Origin of the sequence: Herminiimonas sp. NPDC097707, assembly GCF_044761395.1 — a bacterium.
Taxonomy (GTDB): domain Bacteria; phylum Pseudomonadota; class Gammaproteobacteria; order Burkholderiales; family Burkholderiaceae_D; genus Oxalicibacterium.
On the sequence record NZ_JBIWCI010000001.1, the window covers coordinates 146391 to 167929 of the forward strand.

Annotated in this window: 22 protein-coding genes; 16 read left to right on the forward strand and 6 right to left on the reverse strand. The window is 50.7% G+C overall.

From position 1 onward, the window contains the following. Window positions 1-57 precede the first annotated feature (57 nt). The 5 genes from ACIQW9_RS00705 to ACIQW9_RS00725 all read left to right on the forward strand — a co-directional run bounded on the left by ACIQW9_RS00705 (window position 58) and on the right by ACIQW9_RS00725 (window position 4513). Complete coding sequence (locus tag ACIQW9_RS00705) at window positions 58-1032, forward strand: tripartite tricarboxylate transporter substrate binding protein (protein ID WP_402331646.1); 975 nt, start codon at window positions 58-60, stop codon at window positions 1030-1032. A 127-nt stretch (window positions 1033-1159) separates the two neighbouring features. Then, window positions 1160-2086: an alpha/beta fold hydrolase gene (locus ACIQW9_RS00710; protein ID WP_402331649.1), complete on the forward strand. Its 927-nt coding sequence runs from the start codon at window positions 1160-1162 to the stop codon at window positions 2084-2086. A 99-nt stretch (window positions 2087-2185) separates the two neighbouring features. Then, window positions 2186-3598: a 3-isopropylmalate dehydratase large subunit gene (gene leuC, locus ACIQW9_RS00715; RefSeq protein ID WP_402331652.1), complete on the forward strand. Its 1413-nt coding sequence runs from the start codon at window positions 2186-2188 to the stop codon at window positions 3596-3598. Next, entirely contained in the window at window positions 3595-4233 is a 639-nt protein-coding gene (gene leuD / locus ACIQW9_RS00720; RefSeq protein ID WP_402331655.1) for a 3-isopropylmalate dehydratase small subunit, read from the forward strand. The genes leuC and leuD overlap by 4 nt, the downstream gene beginning before the upstream one ends. 157 nt (window positions 4234-4390) lie before the next feature. After that, window positions 4391-4513 carry a hypothetical protein gene (locus ACIQW9_RS00725; RefSeq protein WP_402331658.1) on the forward strand — a complete coding sequence of 41 codons (123 nt, stop codon included), beginning with the start codon at window positions 4391-4393 and terminating at the stop codon, window positions 4511-4513. Here the strand turns inward: ACIQW9_RS00725 and ACIQW9_RS00730 are convergent. Together ACIQW9_RS00730 and ACIQW9_RS00735 are read right to left on the reverse strand one after the other, a co-directional pair. Then, the gene (locus ACIQW9_RS00730; protein WP_402331660.1) at window positions 4510-6726 is read right to left on the reverse strand and encodes an OsmC domain/YcaO domain-containing protein; all 2217 of its coding nucleotides are present in this window, start codon (window positions 6724-6726) and stop codon (window positions 4510-4512) included. The two genes, ACIQW9_RS00725 and ACIQW9_RS00730, sit on opposite strands and share 4 nt — an antisense overlap. Further along, window positions 6716-6949, reverse strand: a complete 234-nt coding sequence (locus tag ACIQW9_RS00735; RefSeq protein ID WP_402331662.1) for a hypothetical protein — start codon at window positions 6947-6949, stop codon at window positions 6716-6718. The genes ACIQW9_RS00730 and ACIQW9_RS00735 overlap by 11 nt, the downstream gene beginning before the upstream one ends. 219 nt (window positions 6950-7168) lie before the next feature. Between ACIQW9_RS00735 and ACIQW9_RS00740 the strand changes: the two genes are divergently transcribed. After that, window positions 7169-7822, forward strand: coding sequence for a rhodanese-like domain-containing protein (locus ACIQW9_RS00740; protein WP_402331665.1), 654 nt, complete (start codon window positions 7169-7171; stop codon window positions 7820-7822). A gap of 440 nt (window positions 7823-8262) precedes the next feature. On the opposite strand, the gene ACIQW9_RS00745 is transcribed toward ACIQW9_RS00740, so the two are convergent. Beyond that, a complete protein-coding gene (locus ACIQW9_RS00745) occupies window positions 8263-8496 on the reverse strand; it encodes a hypothetical protein (RefSeq protein WP_402331667.1) in 234 nt (77 codons plus the stop codon). A 518-nt stretch (window positions 8497-9014) separates the two neighbouring features. Further along, window positions 9015-9146 (reverse strand): hypothetical protein, encoded by a 132-nt coding sequence (locus ACIQW9_RS00750; protein ID WP_402331669.1) that lies wholly within the window; start codon window positions 9144-9146, stop codon window positions 9015-9017. A gap of 358 nt (window positions 9147-9504) precedes the next feature. Here ACIQW9_RS00750 and ACIQW9_RS00755 point away from each other — a divergent pair, with 358 nt between their 5' ends. Further along, entirely contained in the window at window positions 9505-9846 is a 342-nt protein-coding gene (locus ACIQW9_RS00755; protein ID WP_402331672.1) for a YciI family protein, read from the forward strand. A 96-nt stretch (window positions 9847-9942) separates the two neighbouring features. On the opposite strand, the gene ACIQW9_RS00760 is transcribed toward ACIQW9_RS00755, so the two are convergent. Continuing rightward, window positions 9943-10833, reverse strand: a complete 891-nt coding sequence (locus tag ACIQW9_RS00760) for a LysR family transcriptional regulator (protein WP_402331675.1) — start codon at window positions 10831-10833, stop codon at window positions 9943-9945. A gap of 230 nt (window positions 10834-11063) precedes the next feature. Between ACIQW9_RS00760 and ACIQW9_RS00765 the strand changes: the two genes are divergently transcribed. From ACIQW9_RS00765 to ACIQW9_RS00780, 4 genes are all read left to right on the forward strand, one after another. Then, entirely contained in the window at window positions 11064-11417 is a 354-nt protein-coding gene (locus ACIQW9_RS00765; protein ID WP_402331678.1) for a cyclophilin-like fold protein, read from the forward strand. Between the two features lie 103 nt (window positions 11418-11520). Continuing rightward, the gene (locus tag ACIQW9_RS00770) at window positions 11521-12654 is read left to right on the forward strand and encodes an MFS transporter (RefSeq protein ID WP_402337798.1); all 1134 of its coding nucleotides are present in this window, start codon (window positions 11521-11523) and stop codon (window positions 12652-12654) included. A 156-nt stretch (window positions 12655-12810) separates the two neighbouring features. Next, window positions 12811-13317, forward strand: a complete 507-nt coding sequence (locus tag ACIQW9_RS00775) for a GNAT family N-acetyltransferase (RefSeq protein ID WP_402331680.1) — start codon at window positions 12811-12813, stop codon at window positions 13315-13317. A gap of 391 nt (window positions 13318-13708) precedes the next feature. Further along, a complete protein-coding gene (locus ACIQW9_RS00780; RefSeq protein WP_402331683.1) occupies window positions 13709-14458 on the forward strand; it encodes an outer membrane protein in 750 nt (249 codons plus the stop codon). A 124-nt stretch (window positions 14459-14582) separates the two neighbouring features. On the opposite strand, the gene ACIQW9_RS00785 is transcribed toward ACIQW9_RS00780, so the two are convergent. Continuing rightward, complete coding sequence (locus ACIQW9_RS00785; RefSeq protein ID WP_402331686.1) at window positions 14583-15485, reverse strand: GGDEF domain-containing protein; 903 nt, start codon at window positions 15483-15485, stop codon at window positions 14583-14585. A 740-nt stretch (window positions 15486-16225) separates the two neighbouring features. On the opposite strand from ACIQW9_RS00785, the gene ACIQW9_RS00790 reads away from it, so the two are divergent. From ACIQW9_RS00790 to ACIQW9_RS00810, 5 genes are all read left to right on the forward strand, one after another. Then, window positions 16226-17539: an MFS transporter gene (locus tag ACIQW9_RS00790; RefSeq protein ID WP_402331689.1), complete on the forward strand. Its 1314-nt coding sequence runs from the start codon at window positions 16226-16228 to the stop codon at window positions 17537-17539. A gap of 120 nt (window positions 17540-17659) precedes the next feature. Further along, complete coding sequence (locus ACIQW9_RS00795) at window positions 17660-18544, forward strand: LysR family transcriptional regulator (protein ID WP_402331692.1); 885 nt, start codon at window positions 17660-17662, stop codon at window positions 18542-18544. A 101-nt stretch (window positions 18545-18645) separates the two neighbouring features. Continuing rightward, window positions 18646-19029 (forward strand): RidA family protein, encoded by a 384-nt coding sequence (locus tag ACIQW9_RS00800; protein WP_402331694.1) that lies wholly within the window; start codon window positions 18646-18648, stop codon window positions 19027-19029. A gap of 83 nt (window positions 19030-19112) precedes the next feature. Beyond that, on the forward strand, window positions 19113-20336 hold the full coding sequence (locus ACIQW9_RS00805; protein ID WP_402331697.1) for a D-amino acid dehydrogenase: 1224 nt from the start codon (window positions 19113-19115) through the stop codon (window positions 20334-20336). Window positions 20337-20396: 60 nt separating this feature from the next. After that, window positions 20397-21446: a porin gene (locus ACIQW9_RS00810; RefSeq protein WP_402331700.1), complete on the forward strand. Its 1050-nt coding sequence runs from the start codon at window positions 20397-20399 to the stop codon at window positions 21444-21446. The last annotated feature ends 93 nt before the right edge of the window (window positions 21447-21539 follow it).

Genomic DNA, 21539 nt, shown 5'->3' on the forward strand with positions numbered 1-21539 from the left:
GAGCTGTTAATTACGAATAAGATGGGCGCTCTTACAAAAAATAAATCGGAGACTGATATGAAGCGTTCCTCTTTCATAGCCACAGTATTTTTAATTCCCTTGAGTTTTGGCGTAGCCACATTTGCAGTTGCAGAAAACTATCCATCTCGCCCAATACGAATGGTCGTCCCTTATGCGCCCGGTGGTAGCGCAGATATCGTGGCGCGACGCATTTCAGACGAATGGGCCAAAGCGCTCGGCGGCAGCATATATATCGAAAACAAAGCAGGTGCAGGAGGCAATATCGGTGTCGATGCGGTGGCCAAGTCTGAGCCGGACGGCTACACGATTGGTTTGCAGACCGTATCACTTGCAATTAATCCTTCGATCTTTCCCAAGATGCCTTACGACACGCTGAAAGATCTGGCGCAAATCAGTACCGTGGCAACTTCCCAGCATGTACTGGTAGTCAACTCGAATTTTCCTGCGAAAAACACAAAAGATCTTCTGGCGCTGGCGAAAGCAAATCCAGGCAAGTTCAATTATGGTTCTGCTGGTAGCGGCAGTACCTTCCACATGTCGGCAGAATTATTCAAATCTGTCGCAGGTGTTGATGTCACCCACGTCCCATACAAAGGTGGCGGGCCGGCAATGATCGATACTATTTCCGGCCAGGTAGATATGTGTTTTCCGGTTCTGTCTGCGGCGGCACCACATGTCAAAGTGGGCAAGCTGAATGCGCTCGGCGTTACCGGTTCCAAACGCTCGCCCTTGATGCCGGATGTGCCTACGCTGGCTGAATCAGGTGTGCCGGGTTACAGCTTTGAAACGTGGTTCATCGTCTTTGCACCGGCCGCTACACCAAAGCCGCTTATCGACAAATTGAATGCGAGTTTGGTGAAAGCGCTCAATGGGCCGGTCTTGAAAGAAAAAATGATCAAGGAAGGTTTCGATCCAGAGACGTCTACGCCAATTGAAGCGCGGGCGAAGCTGACAAAAGAGCTGGCACTTTGGTCCAAGCTCGTCAAGGAACGCGGTATCACTGCGGAATAATCTGCAGCGAATAAACTAAAGGCACCGATTTGAGATATCTCATCTTTACAGTTGCTGTAATCAATGATGCACAAACTCAAATGGGCGCCTTGCATATACCTCGCTCTTGGAACAAAGAGAAGCACTCATGACTATCACTTCGCATCCTCACAATCCGGGCAAAGAGTTGTTTCCCAAGAGCGACAGCCTGCTAATCGACACTGACGCCGGCGTGCAAATACATGCGCGGGTATTTGGTGAGGGTCCGCCTTTGCTATTACTGCACGGTCATCCGCAAACGCACGCAATCTGGCATCGCGTAGCGCCCACTTTGGCTGCCAACTTCACGCTGGTATTGGCTGATTTGCGCGGTTACGGCGATTCATCCAAACCGCAGGGCGACATCGATCACGGCAACTACAGCAAACGCACGATGGCCCTGGACATGCTCCGCGTAATGCAAGCGTTAGGACACGAAAGATTTGCAGTGTTGGCGCATGACCGCGGTGCGCGCGTGGCGCATCGATTGGCAGTTGACCACCCGGCTGCTGTATCGCGACTGGTGACGCTGGACATCGCGCCCACATTGGCGATGTACGAGCAGACCAGTCAAGCTTTTGCGCGCGCCTACTGGCACTGGTTCTTCCTGATTCAGGCAGCACCTTTGCCCGAGCGCTTGATTGAAGCCGATCCGGCCGCCTACATTCGCGATGTGATGGGGCGCCGTCATGCCGGTCTGGCACCGTTCGATCCGCGCGCGCTGGCTGAATACATGCGTGCGATGGCATTGCCTGGTGCCGCGCATGGCCTGTGTGAAGACTACCGCGCAGCCGCCGGCATCGATTTAGTGCACGAACAAGCAGACCGTGACGCAGGACACAAGATGAGCCAGCCGCTGTTGGCGTTGTGGGGTGCCGAAGGTGTTGCGCAGCGCTGCTTTGACACGCTGGCTGAATGGCATCGTGTGGCGAGCGACGTACGCGGGCAGGCGCTACCTTGCGGTCATTACATCCCCGAAGAGGCACCGGATGCATTGCTGGCACAGGTGTTGCCTTTCCTGCAGGCGGCATCATGAGCACATCCGCGTCAAGCAATGCCGGATCACTGCCGCGTATCACCGCTGCGCATTACCGCCGAATAATCACTGCGGAATAATCTAAAAGGTCGATTCAATATGACACGCACGCTTTACCAAAAACTGGTGGACAGTCACACGGTAGCGCAGCTCGACAGCGACAACGTCCTGCTGTTTGCCGATCTGCATTTACTCAACGAGTACACCAGCCCGCAAGCGTTTGCCGGGCTCGACGAACGCGGCTTGCGCGCCCTGATGCCGGGGCAGGACGTCGCCACGGTGAGCCATATTATTCCGACGACACCTGATCCATTGCGGATCATCAGGGATACGGATTCGGCGCTGCAGGCCAGCAACCTGAAACGCAATTGCGACCTGCACCACATTCCATTGTTCGATACTAACGACGCCTTGCAGGGCATCGAACACGTGATCGCGCCTGAGCACGGCATGATTCGCCCCGGCATGGTTGTCATCTGCGGTGATAGTCATACCACCACCTATGGTGCATTGGGTGCGCTGGGCTTTGGTATCGGCACGACGGAAGTCGAACACGTGCTGGGAACCCAGACCCTGGTTTATCGGCTCGCAAAGAACATGCGCATTCGTGTCGATGGCAAGCTGCCGAACGGAACGACTGCCAAGGATCTGGTGCTGATGATCATCAGTCGTATCGGTGCGCAAGGTGCGCGCGGTTTCGTGGTCGAGTTCAGCGGCTCCGCGATTGATGCGCTGAGTGTCGAAGCACGCTTTACCTTATGCAATATGTCCGTCGAAGCAGGCGCACGTGGCGGCTTGATTGCGCCTGACCAGACCGCGGTGGACTATGTCATGCAACGATGTCCTGACATTGCGAGCAACCCTGCCTGGCGTGTAGCGGCACTGGCCGATTGGCAGGCGTTGCGCAGCGATGACGATGCTGTATTTGAAGTCGAACATGTCTTTGCCGCCGAAGATGTCGCGCCATTCGTGACGTGGGGTACAAGCCCTGATCAGGCGATTCCGATTAGCGGGCATATCCCTGAGTGCGATCAAGAGAATGACGTTGAAAAAGAAAGCACCGAACGCGCCTTGCGTTATACCGGTTTGCAGGTCGGCATGTCCCTGGAAGGCTTGTCGGTCAAGCATGTGTTTATCGGCTCATGCACGAACGGCCGGATTGAAGATTTGCGCGCCGTGATTGCAACGATAGGCGATCGCAAGGTTGCGGCCGGTGTGCGTGCGATGGTCGTGCCTGGTTCGGGAGCAGTACGCATTCAGGCGGAAGAAGAAGGCATTGCCGCAAAGCTGATTGCCGCCGGATTTGAATGGCGCAAGCCAGGTTGTTCTATGTGCCTGGCCATGAATGACGACGTACTTGCACCCGGCACACGTTGCGCATCAACCACCAATCGCAACTTCGAAGGCCGCCAGGGTCGCGGCTCAATTACGCACCTGATGAGTCCTGCGATGGCCGCCGCCGCCGCCGTCACCGGCACGATTACCGATGTGCGCAAACTGGAAACCCGATGAAAACCAAAACCACTTTGATAGCAGGCATCGCGGCACCTTTGGCGCAGGCCAACCTCGATACTGATCAGATTATGCCCAAGCAGTTTTTGCGCGGGATAGACAAGCAAGGCCTGGCCGCAGGCTTGCTGTACGATCTGCGTTTTTATCCGGATGGCAAGCCGCGTCCGGATTTCATTTTGAATTTGCCTGCATACAAGAACGCTGCGATTCTGGTCGGAGGTGCCAACTTTGGTTGTGGCTCCAGTCGCGAACACGCGGTGTGGGGGATGCAGCAGTTCGGTATTCAAGCTGTCATTGCGTCGAGCTTTGGTGAAATCTTTTACTCCAACGCGATGAACAACGGACTTCTGCTGGTCATGCTTCCGGACGAAGCAATTGAGCAACTGATGAATGGTGCAGCTACGGACCCGGTGCACCTGACGATAGATATCGAAAAACTGGAAGTCAGCAACGGTCGCGTATCCGCCTCATTTCATCTGAGCGAGCGTCATCACAAAATGATCTTGAACGGGCTCGACATGCTCGGTGCGTCTCTGCTTTACAAGACTGAGATCATCAGCTTTGCCGAAAAATGGCATGAGCAACGTCCGTGGCTTAAAGACGTTGCGCACAAGGTCCGGGAAAAGCTGAGTTGAAAACTATCCTTATCCGTTTTCTATCATCAGCGATGTCCGCTTTGGGTTGCAGATTCAAACGGTGGATGCGTTTCTCCGATGCACAAGAAACGTTGATGCACAGGGATAGCATCCGCTCATAGGCATAGCTTATCAGCGACTTGCAGCAGCTATCGAGATGGAAACATTAAAGCGTAATCCTGCATCAACACTGATGCAGGCTGGCACAGATGGGCGCTCTGGTATTGATCGTGCCGGGATGAACGGCATCAGCGCATCCAGCCATGACTCGACATCCTAACTGGCTGTAGCTGTCACCTTGCCCCGCGCCTTATGCAATTTTTTGTAGCTGTCGATCAGGCGGTGGTGCCGGTCGAGCCCCTCCAGTTTCATGCTCGTTGGCGTCAAGCCGAAGAAGCGCACGCTGCCATCCACTGAGCCCAGCACCGCATCCATTCGCGCATTGCCAAACATCCGGCGGAAATTGACCATGTAATCGTCCAGTTCCAGATCATCATCGAGCAGAACCTCCAGCACCACATTCATGGCCTGATAAAACAATCCGCGCTCGACCGTGTTGTCGTTGTACTGCAGGAAGGCACCCACCAGCTCATGCGCTTCCTCAAATTGCTGCAAGGCGAGATGAATCAGCAGTTTCAACTCGAGAACTGTCAGTTGCCCCCAATCCGTATTCTCGTCAAATTTGATACCGATCAATGTGGCGATGTCAGAATATTCATCGAGCTCACTGTTATTCAAACGCTCAAGCAGTGCTTCCAGGCTGGCATCATCCAGGCGATGCAAGTTCAAAATATCGGCGCGGAATAACAGCGCTTTATTGGTGTTATCCCAGATCAAATCTTCTATCGGATAAATCTCGGAATAACCGGGCACCAAAATCCGGCAGGCAACGGCGCCTAGCTGGTCATATACCGCCGTGTACGCCTCTTTCCCCATGTCTTCGAGTATGCCGAACAAGGTTGCGGCCTCCTCGGCATTGGAGTTTTCACCCTGACCAGAAAAGTCCCATTCGACAAAATCGACATCGGCTTTGGCACTGAAAAAGCGCCACGACACGATGCCACTGGAATCGATGAAGTGTTCGACAAAGTTATTGGGCTCAGTCACGGCTTCACTTGCAAAGGTAGGCCGAGGTAAATCGTTCAGGCCTTCAAAACTGCGCCCCTGCAGCAATTCCGTCAGACTGCGTTCCAGCGCCACCTCCAGGCTTGGGTGCGCACCGAAAGAAGCAAACACGCCGCCTGTACGCGGATTCATCAAAGTGACGCACATCACCGGGTACACGCCTCCCAGCGACGCATCCTTCACCAGCACCGGAAAGCCCTGTTCTTCCAGACCCTGAATGCCGGCCAGAATGCCAGGGTATTTCGCCAGCACTTCCTGCGGCACATCAGGCAATGCGATTTCACCTTCCAGAATTTCGCGTTTTACCGCCCGTTCGAAAATTTCGGACAGGCATTGCACCTGCGCTTCGACCAGCGTATTACCGGCACTCATGCCATTGCTGACGTACAGGTTTTCGACCAGGTTGGACGGGAAATACACCACCTCGCCATCCGACTGCCGCACATAGGGCAGCGAACAGATACCGCGCTGCGCATTGCCGGAGTTGGTGTCGATCAGATGCGAGCCACGCAACTCGCCATCGGCATTGTAAATTTGCAGGCAATACGCATCCAGAATTTCAGTCGGCAGCGCATCTTTACGGCCAGGCTTGAACCAGCGCTCGTTCGGGTAATGGACAAACGCGGCGTCGGCGATGTCTTCGCCCCAGAACGACCCGGCATAAAAATGATTGTTACTCAATCGTTCGATATACTCGCCCAAGGCTGACGCCAATGCGCTTTCTTTGGTCGATCCCTTGCCATTGGTAAAACACATCGGCGAATGCGCATCGCGGATATGCAAGGACCACACATTGGGGATGATATTGCGCCACGAAGCGATTTCAATCTTGATGCCGAGGTTCGCCAACACGCCCGACATATTGGCGATGGTTTGCTCCAGGGGCAGATCCTTGCCGACAATATAGGTGCTGACGTCAGAAGCCGAGCTCGAACTTTGACCCAAGGTCAGCAAAGCCTGCGCATCGGCATCCAGACTCTCTACTTCTTCAATGACAAACTCGGGCCCGGCCTGCACCACTTTTTTCACCGTACAACGCTCGATGGAGCGCAAAATCCCTCTGCGGTCTACGTCCAGGATATCCGACGGCAACTCAACCTGAATCTTGAAAATCTGCTGGTAACGGTTTTCCGGATCAACAATATTATTCTGCGACAGACGGATATTTTCGGTAGGAATATTGCGCGTGTCGCAATACAACTTCACAAAGTAAGCCGCACACAAGGCCGATGAGGCCAGAAAGTAATCAAAGGGGCCGGGCGCCGAGCCATCGCCCTTATAGCGGATAGGCTGGTCGGCGATTACCGTGAAGTCATCGAACTTGGCTTCAAGACGCAGCTTATCGAGAAAGTTAACCTTAATTTCCATGGGGAATTCCAAAAATGGTGCTCAAAATGATGTGGCCGCTATTATCCGTCACCACGCCGATGCCGTGTAATACATCGGTGCTTTTCACAAACGCTGCCGCAGACAGATAAGTTGCCAGACGAACGTCATGGCGCAGGACGTGGTTGGAACCGGCGAGCTTCCATGCGCCACGGCGATATCCACAGCAATTGTCATCAGTGATGATGCCCGGCTCTTGATTCAAAGCAGTTCCCTAAACAGCAGGCTTCTGAGGAAGTCTCGTTTGTTAGCACGTCGCCCCGGGAACCATGGTCTTTTGCGACCTTTGCTTTTTCCCCGAGCGGTTCAAGGGTATGCTTGAGATGTTTTGCCCGTAGTCAACTTCGTTCTATGTACTGAAACGCCATCAGCATTTCAGATTTGCATCGATTGCCTTGATCTTGTTTTTATTTGGGAGGCATACATGAAACTGCGTACACTCTTGACGACTTCCTCCCTGTTTGCGGTGCTTGTCATGCCTATGGCGGCGCAGGCCCTGGATGTCAACATTACTGCTGACTTGCCTCAAGTGGAGGTGATGCATGGCGATCAAAAAATCGTGATCATGCGTAATCAAAACAAGGGCAATACCATCAAGCCGGACTTTGCCATTACCTCACGTCACTGCCCGCCTTACTGTATCCAGCCGAGTGCGCTGGCGCCCGGTGTCGAAACGATTGCCGAACTGGAGGTATTGCGTTATCTGAAGAAGGTAAGCGATGGTGACAAGAATATTCTGGTGATTGATTCACGCACACCCGATTGGGTTGCCAAGGGCACCATTCCAGGTTCGATTAACATTCCGTGGACTCAGCTCAATATCGGCAGCTCCAATCCCTTCACGGTACAAGATCTGCTGGAAACACATTTAGGTGTCAAGAACGTTGAGGGTTTTTACATGTTCGATCATGCGAAAACACTTGTCATGTTTTGCAATGGCGCATGGTGCGGCCAGTCTCCGACCAATATCAGAGGCTTGCTTAAAATCGGTTATCCCGCAGACAAAATCAAGTGGTATCGGGGTGGCATGCAGGATTGGGAAATGCTGGGTTTGACCACCGTCAAATCGGCGAAGTAAATCCTAAACCTGCTCAGCCCGGACATTCACAATCGATAGCTAGAATGTCCGGGTGTCATATCGAATGATGGATAACGCAATAGGCTGCAGTACCCATCTCGTCACTACATCATCACAGTGCGCGCGCATAACATATCAATAGCGTAGTTATTAACACATGAAATTTGATGTTTAGTGTTCCAGTGGCGAGTGGCGAGTGGCCGTTTCCGGCCAGAAACAGCCTCTCGGAGGTGCAAAAAAAAAAGCGACCATGAGGTCGCCTTTTTCATTTCACGTCGAATTAATCAGAACGCCCACTTCGCCGAATCGATGCGGTGTGGTTCAGATAATCCGAACGACCTTCCGCATCGTAGCGGAAACTAATTTCCGTACCGTTTGCCAATAGCCGCATCGGGGAATTGCTGTCGCATCACTAGATATCGGCCGACTATTCTTTGCCATCATGGGAAGGTCAAGTCCAAACCGAGCTTGCTGGCAAGGACGAAGGTGACGAGCGCCAAGCCCAGGAGCGATAGCACGAAAACTACGGCCACCTTGCCGCCCGCGCGTAGCACCGCGCGCTTCTCCTTCTCCTTCTTCCCTTGATCGTAATGCCACTTGATGGCGAAGAACATGCCTGTGCCGAGCACGAGAACCTTGAACGTAACGAAGACTATAGGGGTCCAATCCATCATTTTGAGTATTTCCAGGCTATTACTTGACACTATCGATCGTGAGGAACACTACCTCAAAACGCTGCATGACATCTCAATTGAAGTTGGTTTATTGTAGGTTAAGCAAACAGCGATCAACATTGGACATAATGTCCTTACTGCCTTATTAGACCTTCTGCCTCGCGAATTTGAGGCCAGGCCCAATCTCAGACTCGCCGCTAGCTCCTCCAAACCTGGAAAGCGTTGGGCTGCAGGCAAGCAAGAATTGCGTCGGCTGTTTAGGTCTCCAATCAGTCGCGGAATGAAATTCTTGTTGACTCAAGCCTCCGTAGCCGCCCCTGTGAATGTGATACGGGATTGGAAATGAAGTCTGGCGCACCTGTTCCCAAGTTTTTGGCGAAGAATAAATGTCAAACGGTACTGCTTCAGTGCGCTCGTGACGAACAGGTGGCGCCGTCCTGTAAGTGCCCGCCGAACGGTGGTGGACACTATCGGAAAGACCACGCACGGCTCAAGATGGGTTTGTCGGGTGCTTACCCTCAGGTGGCAACTTTGCTTTGCGAATCGGTGGCAACATTAATGCGAATATTCACAATATTCTGAATGGTGCGTATGTCGCCTGCCAGAATGGTGACGAGGTCGGGGAAGGTCATTTGCTGAACGAGTTTCAAGACAGCATCTTACGGTCGAAAGAACGAAGCCAAGCGTCGCTAATTCAAGGCCCTATGCGTAAATCTGCATTTCGCTGGTGTCCGCTTTGGGTTGAAAGCAGACGGCCGCTATCGGCCAAAAGTAGACGTTCGCATACGCGACACAGAGAGGGTTTTAACCTTTAACGATACTCATTGCGGCGCTGATTGACGCATCGGTCGGTGCGCTTATATCCTTGACACAACGCTTCACAATAGCTGGTTAGACGTTCTGTCATGAGGACTGCGAGGGTTCACGGTATTTTTATCTAGCTGAATATTCTGTGCAATCGCTGAAAAACAAGCAGGCAAGCCACTTTCAATTCCTAGGAGTAGGAGCATGGCCAAATACCTTATCTCTTTTCCAAGCGCGGCAATGGTTGTACCCGATAGCGAATGGGGAGCGGTAGGCCGCGACTCGCACGCTGTGATGGATGAGGCGAAAGCCGCCGGTGTTTACGTCTTCGGCGGCGGAATCGACGAAGACGTACCGCCCGTGCTCGTCTCTGCTGACGGAACTGTTGCAATGGGCGGATATCCTTGGGCGCCCACGCTCGATGGCGGCTTTGCCGTGTTGGAACTGCCTTCGCGCGACGAGGCTATCGCGTGGGCGGCGCGTATTGCCAAGGCCTGTCGGTGCGCCCAAGAACTGCGCGTTTTCGGGTTCGACCCACAGTCCTAAGGGGCGCCGTTTAATTAGACGGCTGCTTTCGGCCAAAAGCGGACATTGGTAATGTTAGATGATTGCCCCAAATATACAGATAGCGACACCGCTCCCTCATCTAAGACGTAGAGCATCTAGCACTAGTGAAAAAGCTGGAGACGGTTGCTTTCGGCTAGGGTAATAAAGGTAATATCCATCGAAAGGTACGCACCAGTCATCTAGCACACGTTGCAACTTTCCTTCGTCGAGATGCGGCGCGAACTCAACATCGGGCAAAAAAGCGATACCCAATCCAGCCAATGCGGCTCGCACGATGTGCGGTGAACTGTTGCAGGTCAACTGACCGTCCACCCGTACGTTCAATTTCTGGCCATCCTTCTCAAATTCCCAAACGTACAATCCACCATGTGTCGGGAAGCGCATATTGATACACATGTGGTCTGTCAGGTCGCGAGGATGTGCAGGGGTGCCGTGTTTATTGATGTAATCAGGGGTAGCGACTGCAGCCATGCGCATTGGGCGGCCGATAGGAACGGCAATCATATCTTTGTCGATGGTGTCGCCTAAGCGAACCCCAGCATCGAAGCGCTCTGCAACGATGTCGCAAAATCCATAATTCACATTGAATTCGACATTGATATCGGGATAGGCAAGTAGCAGCGGTGTCAGTCTTGGTAACAACGTGGTTTCAATCACATTGTCGCCGCAAGTGATGCGTACCGTGCCAGCGGGCTTTCCTTGCATCTCAGTGAGTTCATTAAGCTGTGCCTCAATTTCATCGAAGTTGTGTCCGATTGATTTCAAGAGCTTGTCGCCCGCAGCAGTGGGGGAAACGCTGCGCGTAGTTCGCGTTAAAAGGCGAATATTCAATGATGCTTCCAGGCCACTGACTGATTGACTGAGAGCAGACTGCGATACACCCAATTGCGCAGCAGCGCGAGTGAAGCTGCCTTCACGTGCCACGGTGATAAATGCCATCAAATCGTTGAGGTTTCGCTTTGCCATATCTGCAGTGTAATCCGAGTAATTGATAAGTATTACTTATAACGGTAATTGCAATTCATTAGCTAGTCAATGTTGTTAGAAGCGGCAACAATGGAGGCATGAAAACGCTTACCCGCTCTTTATCCAGATTGTTGGCGCTTAACTTAGCAATCTTAGGAGTCATTCTGTTCATACTCGTGCAGTCGCCAGCGTATGCGGCGTCAGCACAACCAAACGTCGGGAGTCGAACGATGATGATACGTATCGAAATAAATGGAGAAGTAGCGACTGCTACTTTAGAGAATTCTGTAGCAGCCCGTGACTTCGCGTCCATGCTTCCAATGGAAATTACGCTCGAAAACTATGCCGACATCGAACGTATTTTCTATCTGCCACGCAAGCTGGATACGACAGACGCCCCCGCTGGCATGAAGCCGAAAAGGGGAGATATCAACTATTACGCCCCGTGGGGAAATTTAGCAATTTTTCTAGGTGAGGCTGCTTATGCGCGCGGCCTTGTCAAGCTTGGAACAATTGAATCCGGGCTTTCTGCGCTGGAGAGAAAAGCTCCATACAAAGTGCGCATAGTTCGTATCGACCACTGACTACTCATCAATAATGAATTCAGAGATTAAAAACGTAAATACGCTGGACGAGCTCATGGCAACTCCGACGACGGCGCCGACCTACTGGGGCGGAGTGTTTGCAATGACCTTGTGTGTATTTGCGCTGATTGCCTCTGAATTCATGCCGGTGAGCTTGCTTACTCCCATGGCGGCAGACCTCCATGTCAGCGAGGGATTGGCTGGACAAGGTATTGCCATCTCAGGTGCATTCGCTGTTTTGACCAGCTTGTTCATATCAAGAATCGCAGGCAGTCTCAATCGTAAAACACTGTTGCTGGCATTAACCGGATTGATGGCGCTCTCGGGATTGGTCATAGCACTGGCACCGAACTACACCATCTACATGGTGGGGCGCGCGTTGATTGGCGTCGTTGTGGGCGGATTCTGGTCGCTATCTGCGGCAACGGCTATGCGGCTCGTGCCTGCTTCGAAAGTGCCACGTGCGCTCGCTATCTTTAATGGTGGCAATGCATTCGCTACCGTAATCGCAGCACCCTTGGGCAGCTATCTCGGCGCCGTCATTGGCTGGCGTGGTGCTTTCTTTTGCTTGATACCGGTCGCCGTCATCGCTTTTGTGTGGCAATACTTTGGACTACCTTCAATGGCAGCCCAACGACGACAGCATGACTCTGGCAATGTTCTTTCACTGCTCAAAAACCGATTTGTGGTGACAGGCATGTTGGCAGTGGGCTTGTTTTTTATGGGGCAATTTACCTTGTTCACCTACCTGCGACCATTTTTGGAAACAGTCACGAAGGTGAATGTCTCAAGTCTGTCACTGATTTTTCTTCTGATGGGATTGGGAGGCTTGGTCGGAACGATGATTATCGGTAGGTTCCTCAAAATGGGCTTCTATCGTACGCTCATTTTCATCCCCATCATGATGGCAGTCATAGCTGTGGCATTGATAGCGGTCGGTGATATTGAGCCTGCTACTGCCGCCTTGCTGGGATTTTGGGGATTGATTGCGACTGCAGCACCGGTAGGTTGGTGGAGCTGGATGGCCAAGTCGATGCCAGAAAGTGCTGAAGCCGGTGGTGGGTTGATGGTGGCGGTCGTTCAACTGTCAATCGCCATTGGTTCCACTATGGGTGGGGTGATGTTCGATTCAATTGGTTATCAAGCCACGATTATCTTCAGTGCGCTTGTGCTGATACTTGCTGCGTGGCTGACTTTTCAAACTAGTAGGCAAGCCGTCCATTTTCCTGCTCAGTAACTGTCACTATACATTTCAAGAGTAGAGACTTTTTAAAAGTACCCGCTCCATTTAATGTCAGCTTTGGGTCGAAAGCAGACGGCCGCTATCGGCCAAAAGCGGACATTAGATAAAATACAGGCGACTAAACCAATAATTACAATTAGGTGGAGATTAATGAATCTGAAAATTAGGAATGAAATTTCTGCTGATGTAGACGCCATAGATGCAGTTACAACTGCTGCGTTTTTGAACGCGCCTCATACCGCTCATACAGAACAGTTCATCGTCAAAGCGTTGCGCAATGCCGGCAAATTGACGATATCGTTAGTGGCAGAAGTCGGCGGGGATGTTGTCGGTCACGTGGCTGTGTCACCTGTATCGATTTCGGATGGCGCTTCAGACTGGTATGGTCTCGGCCCCATTTCAGTATCGCCGGAATATCAAGGACAAGGTGTAGGCTCGCTCCTTATGCGAGAAGCCTTACGCGCGTTGCGCGAAAGAACGGCCTCCGGCTGCGTTGTTCTCGGCGAGCCAAGCTATTACGGCCGCTTTAGCTTTCGTTCAGAGCCGGGTCTTGTCCTGCCGGATGTTCCACAAGAATATTTCCAAGTTATCTCCTTCAAAGGAGGGGTGCCTCGCGGAGTTGTCTCTTACGACGAGTCATTCAGCGCAAGTGCTTAACTCGCGCGAGGAATAGATTGGCTACTGCGGCCGTCCGCTTTGGGTCGAAAGCAGACGGCCGCTATCGGCCAAAAGCAGACACAGAATTTGCTGTGGATTGAATACGAATTAAAGAAAGCAACGCTAAGCCAATTCCTCAAGTGCTTATAGAGTAGTTGTTCGGTGTTTCATCACTGGGTAATGCCATTGACCAATACTCCATCAAGCAACGCTCGAGGGTGAGGTAATTCGGTCACTACATACAGTTGTAGCGCATCAACTACATACCTGACAGTAGGACGCTCACTCCCAACTATCAATCAACGTGGATGTTATGCTTAAATAATATTCCGCTGAGGAAATATTGCTCCAAAAATTAATTATCAACGTATCAGTTTCCACTGGAGGCTCCATGAAACAGATTCTTATTACGCTTGTCAGCGTAGTGTTTTCAGCGTCTGTCGTTGCTGCTGATTCAGATTCGCTAACTCAACGCCCCGTTGCACCTGTAGCTATGGCCAATTGGGCTGGAGTTTATATTGGCGTGAATGGAGGAATGGCTCAGAGTACCGGACGTGATGTCACGACGACAGAGACACTAAATAACAAATTTCTCAACAGGAACCAGTACGGAAACCTTTCTTCCGACGTGGGTTTTGGGGGAGTTCAAGTTGGCTACAATTGGCAGCGCAATAATTTTGTGCTGGGGGTTGAGGGCGATATTCAAAGTGGAATGTCCGATTCGACTTTAGGCCGTGCGGCGATTGGCGGGGGAACGTTCTATGACCTTGCGACCTCAAGCAAAATAAAATGGTTTGGCACGGCTCGCCTTCGCACTGGATATACCTTTAACAAATCGCTTGTCTACGTGACAGGTGGTATGGCCGTTGGCGATACCGAGTACACACAAAATTTCTCGGACAACGTGGATTACAGTGCTAATTTTTCTAAATCAAAGACTCGAATAGGCTACGTACTTGGTGCTGGCATGGAGCATGCAATGACGAAAAATAGCTCCATCAAGTTGGAGTATCAATACCTTGACTTTGGCCGAGTGAATCTTGATGTGCCGGAATCAGGTCCCGTTTCTGGTTATGTGTTGCATACGGGACTTCGTTCAAATTTTCAAATTGTTCGTCTTGGTGTGAATTGGAAATACTAAAATTCTGTCTTAGATTTCTTAATTGTCTGCTTTGGGTCGAAAGCAGTCGTCGGCTATCGGCCAAAAGCAGCCACTCAGATGCGCCTGCCAGAACAAGGGCGATCAAGCCCGAAAAACCCTGACGTCAGGCCGAAATAATCCTGTCCTTGCCCATGCTTTTGACTTCATACAGGGCACGATCTGCCCGTTTGAGTGTGTCCTCGAATGATCGATCTTCCGGCACCATAATCGTTACACCAATACTTACTGTGACGACAGTGCCCTCCACTGAAAACCGGCTTAGCTCTTTTCTGAAGCGACCATGTAAACGCTTGGCGAACTGCATGGCCTGCTCACGCCCAGTATTGGGCAGAGCAACAACAAACTCATCACCACCGAAGCGGTATGCGGTATCCGTTTTCCGGATCGCTGAACGACAAATGTCGGCCACAGACTGGATGATCTCATCCCCTGCGTGATGTCCCTTGGTGTCGTTGATTTTCTTGAAGTTGTCCAGATCAAACATAAAGATGGAAGTCGGCACGGAATACCGTAGCGATGACTCGTAGTGACGTGTCAGGTCATGCTCAAGTTTTCTTCGGTTGAAAAGGCCGGTAAGCTGATCAGTGTCGCTTAGCTCCCTCAGCCTTTCCTCCAGGATGTGTCGCTCAGAAATGTTACTCGCGACCCAGAGTACTACCTCCTCATCGTCCACTAAAAAACTCAGGGCCTGGATGCGTCCTTCAAACCAGATCGGATCCTTAGGGCCGTCATCGTCCAGACCTTTTACATCCCTGTTGCTCAGTTCGTACTCTTCAACCAGTAGTTTTCGAGATTCCAGCGCCCTGGCAATCTGTTCGAGAAACCAGTTTGCCTTCTCAGGCTGGATCAAGTCTGAAATATACAGACCAACAAGGCCGGTACCATCGTGGTAATAGCGCGTATCACGCCCACCGAACACCGCAACGTATTTTCCACTGCGGGACAGGATGAAAGCTGGATCCGGCAAAGCCCCAAGAATTAAGTCCATCTGTTCAAGATTTATCATGAAGCACTTCTTCCAAGCCGTTTAATTGGTGGCAGGTAATCAGGTTAAAAAAGGCACAGATTTTTTTGCGCCAGAATCTATCGAGCAAAAGTAGGCAGTCCAGCCCATCGGCGTAATGGTGACTGGCGATGCCATTATGCCATCGCCAGTTGAGTGAATGCCCAAGAAGCAGTGGCCGTCTTGGGCCCATAGCAGCCCTGTTTAAAGGGCTGCTATGGTCGAAAGCAGTCAGACCGCAATCGGGCCCATAGCGGACGTCAACTATTCGACAGTGACTTGGTTACTTGCAAAGCGTCGATGACGGTTAGCGTTCAAGATGCCGCGGAGACAGGTGAGAGCGGTACAGCAGCCATTAATCTTTGGCACTGTTACTTCAAGCGCTACATTGCATGGTGTATTACACAGGTTGATGCCGAATTTATCTACTGTTCTACATAATTGCCGCTTCAATTTGATGCCCGTCTTCATAAAGTGCATCATATAGATGCATGGCGCTGTTGCTATGCGTCAAATTGAAGCATATGTATTAGCCAGTCTTATACCCTATCTCACATTGGTAACTGGTCTAGTACTAGGTCAGCTTTCATACTTACTCACACTGTTCATCTTGAAATGGATGTTCAATAAGCACGAATCTGCAATTTCCAAACTCTCAAGTCGAGACTAGCTAAATGCATTCGTACCCTGAGCTGCATCACACCGCAACGACGCTGTGAATAAAAAAGTATGGAGATAACAAAATGTCAGATACAGAATTTACACCTGAGAAAAGACGTTACTTTAGAAAGGTCATAGCATCCGCGCTCATCGGAAACATGCTTGAGTTCTATGACCTTTTTATATACGGCTTTTTGGCCGTTTACATATCAAAAATCTTCTTTCCAACGGATGATCCCTTTACGTCACTTCTCATTACGCTAGCAACCTTCGGAGTGAGTTATTTTATACGTCCGGTAGGCGCACTCGTTATCGGTAGTTACTCAGACCGTTATGGGCGCAAAGCAGGAATGATGTTTACTATCTGGGCGATGGGGCTGGGTACGGCAATGATTGCATTTGCCCCTTCCTATGCGTCGTGGGGGATTGGCGGTTCCATCGTTCTCGTGCTCGGCAAGTTTATTCAGGGCTTTTCTGCGGGTGGTGAATTCGGTACCTCGGTATCCTTCGTGACTGAGCATGCACCGAAAAAAATGCGTGGTTACTTCGCTAGTTTCCAGGTTGTAGGGATCGGCCTTGCGACTGGTATGGCTGGCGTTGTGACGATGTTGTTGAATTTGTATTTCACGCCGAATGAGATTGTAGATTGGGCATGGAGATTGCCGTTCATTCTTGGCCTCCTCATTGTTCCCTTTGGTTATTGGATTCGTCGTGATTTGGACGAAACGCCAGAATTCCTGAAGAATGCAGGCAAGTCAAAAGAATTAAGCCCGGTAAAACAATCGCTATCGACTGCAAAAACGCGAATAATTTGCGCAATAGGTGTCTACTCGCTTGCGGCATCAACAAATTATTTACTAGGGGTCTTCATACCACTCTACGCACAAAAGGAACTGGGCATGAGTGTCGCAGATTCTATGTGGGGGGCGGTGGGCTATGCGCTCGCTCAGATCATCCTGCCTCCTCTCTTTGGTAGGCTATCCGACCAATTTGGCAGGCTGACGATGATCACTCTGGGGATATCACTCACTGGGATTTTAACCATTCCAGCATTTCAATATATGGTGGCCAATCCTACCGTCGGTGTATATGTGACTTGTGTGACCGGATTGACTGCATGTGTCATGGTATTTCAGGGAGCGATGCCATCATTTTTGGCGGAACTGTTTCCAAATTCAGTACGCACCACTGGCTTGGCGATTGTTCATAATCTGAATTTCACGGTGCTAGGTGGCCTGTCACTGCTGGTTTGTACATGGTTGGCTAAAGTGACGGGAAGCAAACTTATTCCCGCGTTCTATGTCATGACAACCGTTGTTATTGCGCTGAGTTGTGTCCTTATCTTCATCAACAAGGCAAGGAAGGACGCGTCAGCTAGGTTAGCTATTAAGGCATAGTTAAATTTAAATGCCATCAGCTTTGTGTGCAATTGCATGTAGCTGGTGGCATTGCTTATTGCAGCGCTTCATCAATATTTGCGATACTAGAAACCAGATAAAAATTCGCGGAGTTTTGACATGCGCCTAAGACATATCGAAGTCATCAATGCAATACGGGTAACTGGTACGCTTAGTGCTGCAGCGGAGCTGCTGAATATGACGCAACCTGGTGTGAGCCAGTTGTTACAAAGCGCAGAACGGCAGCTTGGTTACGACCTTTTCACACGAAGTAAAGGTCGTCTCATTCCGACACGAGAAGCCGCAACTCTTTTTCCTGAAATCGAGCGTCTGGACCGTCAACTCGATGCTGTGCAAAAGCTGGCTGATAATCTTCGTCAGCGCCGAGATGACACATTACGTATTCTCGCGGCCCCTTCTTTGGCTCAAACGATTGTTCCAGAAGCCGTCATGCTATTCAAAGAAAAATTTCCACAGGTAAGAATTTCCGTGGCAAGTGATTACTCGGCTTCAGCGACGATATCTCTTGCATTGTTAGAAGCGGACGTTGGGATTTTTTATCACAGCATTTCTCATCCCGCGATTCAAGAACAAATACTAGGAATGAGTGAACTGGTCGCAGTGGGTGCATCATCCGTATTGCCACCTGCCTCTCACATTGGGCTGTCTCAGCTTGCTTCATTCGAACTCATTGGGCCGGACCCAACCGACCCAGTTGGAAAGCTGCTAACCGAGGCACTCCAAGCTCAAAGCATCCAATTGGATATCCGATTAACCGCGCAGTCCTATCACAGTGTGGTTGCCCTGGCCGCGATATCCCGAGGCGTCGGAATAGTAGATGCAGTAACAGGTCTTTCTGCAAAAGCGCAGGGGCTAGAAATCGTGCCAATCAAACCTAGTATCGAAATTCCCATTGTCGCCTCAACCGCGACAAGTGGCGAGCGCTCTGTACTCTCACAACATTTCATCTCGGCATGCAAGAAAGTGGTCGAGCGTCGTCTCTGATCTCCGCGTTCCTGCTTATACCTACTCTGTTTTTTCTAATTGGACGCAAATGTAGTCGCGATTAATGATGTGGTTCATTCAACCATTTCATTGGAGCGGCCATGCGGCTCATCAACTCGCCAGATATCGCCCCTGCATTAGGGCCATATTCACACGCTGTCATCGATGGTGACCACATCTACTGCTCAGGGCAACTGCCATTGGACCCGCAGGGTCGACTCGTTTCCGGTGGTGTTGCAGAGCAGACCAATCAAGCATTTAAAAATATTCGTGAAGTCCTGGAGGCCTGCGGCAGCGATACGCACGGCGTTTTAAAGGTGACTGTCTATATGACGGACCTTGGGGAATTTGCCACGCTCAATGAGCTATACGCAAAGTTCTTCGGTACTCATCGTCCCGCAAGAACTACCGTGCAAATCAGTAAATTGCCGTTAGGGGCATCGGTAGAGATTGACGTGATTGCCAAGATCCTCAATGCCGGATAAAGCGCGGACTCGCACAGGAGATACGTGTAGGCATTTTCACTTGAAGCGCAAGTGAAATTTTATTCAAAGCTATAGGCCATTTCATGACTCACATCGTCGTTATCGGCGCCGGAATTACCGGCGTCACCACTGCATACAATCTCGTCCAGCTAGGCTACCAAGTCACGGTCCTGGATCGACAGTTCTATCCCGCTATGGAGACATCCTTTGCTAACGGTGGTCAGCTTTCCGCTTGCAATGCCGAAGTTTGGAACAGCGTAGGAACTGTTTTCAAGGGGCTGAAATGGATGTTAAAGGCCGATGCGCCATTGCTCGTCAATCCCAAACCGTCTTGGCACAAGTATTCCTGGATGGGGGAGTTTATCCATGCCATCGGCAAGTATCGCGAAAACACAATAGAGACAACACGACTCGCAATTGAAGCAAGAAAGTATCTCTTTGCAATGGCAGAGAAAGAAAGCATTCAATTCGACCTGGAAAAACGCGGCATTCTGCATTTTTTCCACGATAGGCATTCGTTTGAGGCGAACGCGCAGACCAACAAATTGCTTGTCGAGGGCGGCTTGGAAAGGTACTCGGTGACACCTGAAGAAATTCGCAATATCGAACCGACTTTGCAAGGCAAGTACTACGGCGGCTTCTACACACCTTCCGATGCTACCGGGGATATCCACAAATTTACAAGAGGTTTGGCTGCCGCATGTTCTCGTCAAGGTGTGACATTCATACAAGGGGCGACGTTACAAGCAGTGCGCCATTTGTCGGATGGGATTCAATTGAATATCAAACATGTCGATAACGGTGATGATTTTCTGAAAGCAGATTCCATTGTTGTATGCGCAGGTGTCGGTAGTCGAGACATTGCGTCAATGCTGGGCGACCGTATCAATGTATATCCGGTAAAAGGTTATTCCATCACCGTTCATCTTGACGATGAGCTGAGTGTTGAAGGAGCTCCATGGGTAAGTCTCCTGGATGAGAGCGCCAAGATTGTGACAAGCCGTTTAGGCCGAGATCGTTTTCGCGTAGCGGGGACGGCAGAATTCAACGGCAACAACAAGGATATTCGTGCGGACCGAATAAATCCATTAGTTGAATGGACACGCCGCAACTTTAAAGTAAGCACCGCGCGAGTGACGCCATGGGCCGGTCTGCGGCCGATGATGCCCGACATGATGCCGCGTGTGATGAAAGGGAAAAATCCTCGGGTGTTCTACAACACCGGACATGGACATCTCGGTTGGACCTTATCTGCGGTTACAGCAACGACCGTCGCACAACTCGTCGCTCATCAATACCCCTCGTAAAAGACGCTCTCGCGTAATTCAGTAAAAATCAAATCCGTTTCTACCCTCAAGGAGATAATAATGAAAATTAAGCTTGTTGCACTTGCCGCGCTTTCAGTATGCACCTCGATGACATATGCCCAGTCTTCGACAACGATTTACGGAATAGTCGACACCACAGTTCGATATGGCACGAATGCAAACGCAAATGGAGACGACAAAGTCCAGATGTCGGATGGTTTTGCAACTGGCAGCCGGCTTGGCTTCCGGACGACTGAGGATCTAGGGGGCGGCCTAAAAGCCATGGCTGTACTGGAAACAGGATTCGCACCGGACACAGGCGAATTGCAACAAGGCGGACGCATGTTCGGAAGACAGAGTTACCTCGGTTTGGAAGGTAAATATGGTCGCTTGCTTTTAGGGCGTCAATACACCGTCGCCTACGATACTTTGTGCAGTTTCGACGCGTTCTTTTGCGCGAATAACAGTCTTGTCGGTTACCAGGGAAGTAACTATGCAGGTCTACGCTACGACAACACAGCGAAATATTCCAAGACTTTTGGAGATTTTGCAGTCAATGCTGGTTACACCTTCGGCGAAACTGTTCCCGGTGTCGTTGGGCAATCTGCCAAAGCAGCAAGCGTAACTTATACCAGTGGCAAAAAATACTTTGGCATAGTTTACCAAGTCACGGATGGCGTATCGTCTGCATTTTTCAATTCCGTACCTTCCGCACAGGCTAGCAAACAGGTAGTTTGGGGCTTTGGTGGAACATATCAATTTGAACAGGCCAAGGTGCTATTTGGATACACAAGAAGCAAGCTCGATGTGGCCGATTATCAGAATGACGTCTTACAACTCAGTGCAAACTACAAACTAAGCAATGCCTTGCAACTCATCGGTACCGTTCAGCATGACAAACTAAAGCGAGATGTCGGTGATGGACGTCGCCTGACCACTGCGCTGATGCTTGACTATTTTTTCAGCAAAAATACCGATATTTATGTCGCCGTGGATTATGCAAAGTTGCAGGGAGAATGGGTAAGCCTTGGCAACAATGGCAGTGCCGCAAGCTTTTATGGGCAGAGCAATCGCACCAATCTTATTGCCGGCTTACGCCACAAATTCTAAACATCGAAAGCCAGGTGTGAACCTGGCTTTCATGAAAAAAGGCCACTGTGATTTTGTCACAGTGGCCTTTGTTTTAAGGTCATTACGATGATG

Coding starts and splice junctions, on each gene's coding strand:
- ACIQW9_RS00765 (WP_402331678.1), top strand. CDS start 11,064: ATGATGATACGTATCGAAATAAATGGAGAAGTAGCGACTGCTACTTTA.
- ACIQW9_RS00760 (WP_402331675.1), bottom strand. CDS start 10,833: ATGGCAAAGCGAAACCTCAACGATTTGATGGCATTTATCACCGTGGCA.
- ACIQW9_RS00755 (WP_402331672.1), top strand. CDS start 9,505: ATGGCCAAATACCTTATCTCTTTTCCAAGCGCGGCAATGGTTGTACCC.
- ACIQW9_RS00790 (WP_402331689.1), top strand. CDS start 16,226: ATGTCAGATACAGAATTTACACCTGAGAAAAGACGTTACTTTAGAAAG.
- leuC (WP_402331652.1), top strand. CDS start 2,186: ATGACACGCACGCTTTACCAAAAACTGGTGGACAGTCACACGGTAGCG.
- ACIQW9_RS00775 (WP_402331680.1), top strand. CDS start 12,811: ATGAATCTGAAAATTAGGAATGAAATTTCTGCTGATGTAGACGCCATA.
- ACIQW9_RS00810 (WP_402331700.1), top strand. CDS start 20,397: ATGAAAATTAAGCTTGTTGCACTTGCCGCGCTTTCAGTATGCACCTCG.
- ACIQW9_RS00770 (WP_402337798.1), top strand. CDS start 11,521: ATGACCTTGTGTGTATTTGCGCTGATTGCCTCTGAATTCATGCCGGTG.
- leuD (WP_402331655.1), top strand. CDS start 3,595: ATGAAAACCAAAACCACTTTGATAGCAGGCATCGCGGCACCTTTGGCG.
- ACIQW9_RS00710 (WP_402331649.1), top strand. CDS start 1,160: ATGACTATCACTTCGCATCCTCACAATCCGGGCAAAGAGTTGTTTCCC.
- ACIQW9_RS00785 (WP_402331686.1), bottom strand. CDS start 15,485: ATGATAAATCTTGAACAGATGGACTTAATTCTTGGGGCTTTGCCGGAT.
- ACIQW9_RS00745 (WP_402331667.1), bottom strand. CDS start 8,496: ATGATGGATTGGACCCCTATAGTCTTCGTTACGTTCAAGGTTCTCGTG.
- ACIQW9_RS00705 (WP_402331646.1), top strand. CDS start 58: ATGAAGCGTTCCTCTTTCATAGCCACAGTATTTTTAATTCCCTTGAGT.
- ACIQW9_RS00725 (WP_402331658.1), top strand. CDS start 4,391: ATGGAAACATTAAAGCGTAATCCTGCATCAACACTGATGCAGGCTGGC.
- ACIQW9_RS00805 (WP_402331697.1), top strand. CDS start 19,113: ATGACTCACATCGTCGTTATCGGCGCCGGAATTACCGGCGTCACCACT.
- ACIQW9_RS00780 (WP_402331683.1), top strand. CDS start 13,709: ATGAAACAGATTCTTATTACGCTTGTCAGCGTAGTGTTTTCAGCGTCT.
- ACIQW9_RS00730 (WP_402331660.1), bottom strand. CDS start 6,726: ATGGAAATTAAGGTTAACTTTCTCGATAAGCTGCGTCTTGAAGCCAAG.
- ACIQW9_RS00740 (WP_402331665.1), top strand. CDS start 7,169: ATGAAACTGCGTACACTCTTGACGACTTCCTCCCTGTTTGCGGTGCTT.
- ACIQW9_RS00800 (WP_402331694.1), top strand. CDS start 18,646: ATGCGGCTCATCAACTCGCCAGATATCGCCCCTGCATTAGGGCCATAT.
- ACIQW9_RS00795 (WP_402331692.1), top strand. CDS start 17,660: ATGCGCCTAAGACATATCGAAGTCATCAATGCAATACGGGTAACTGGT.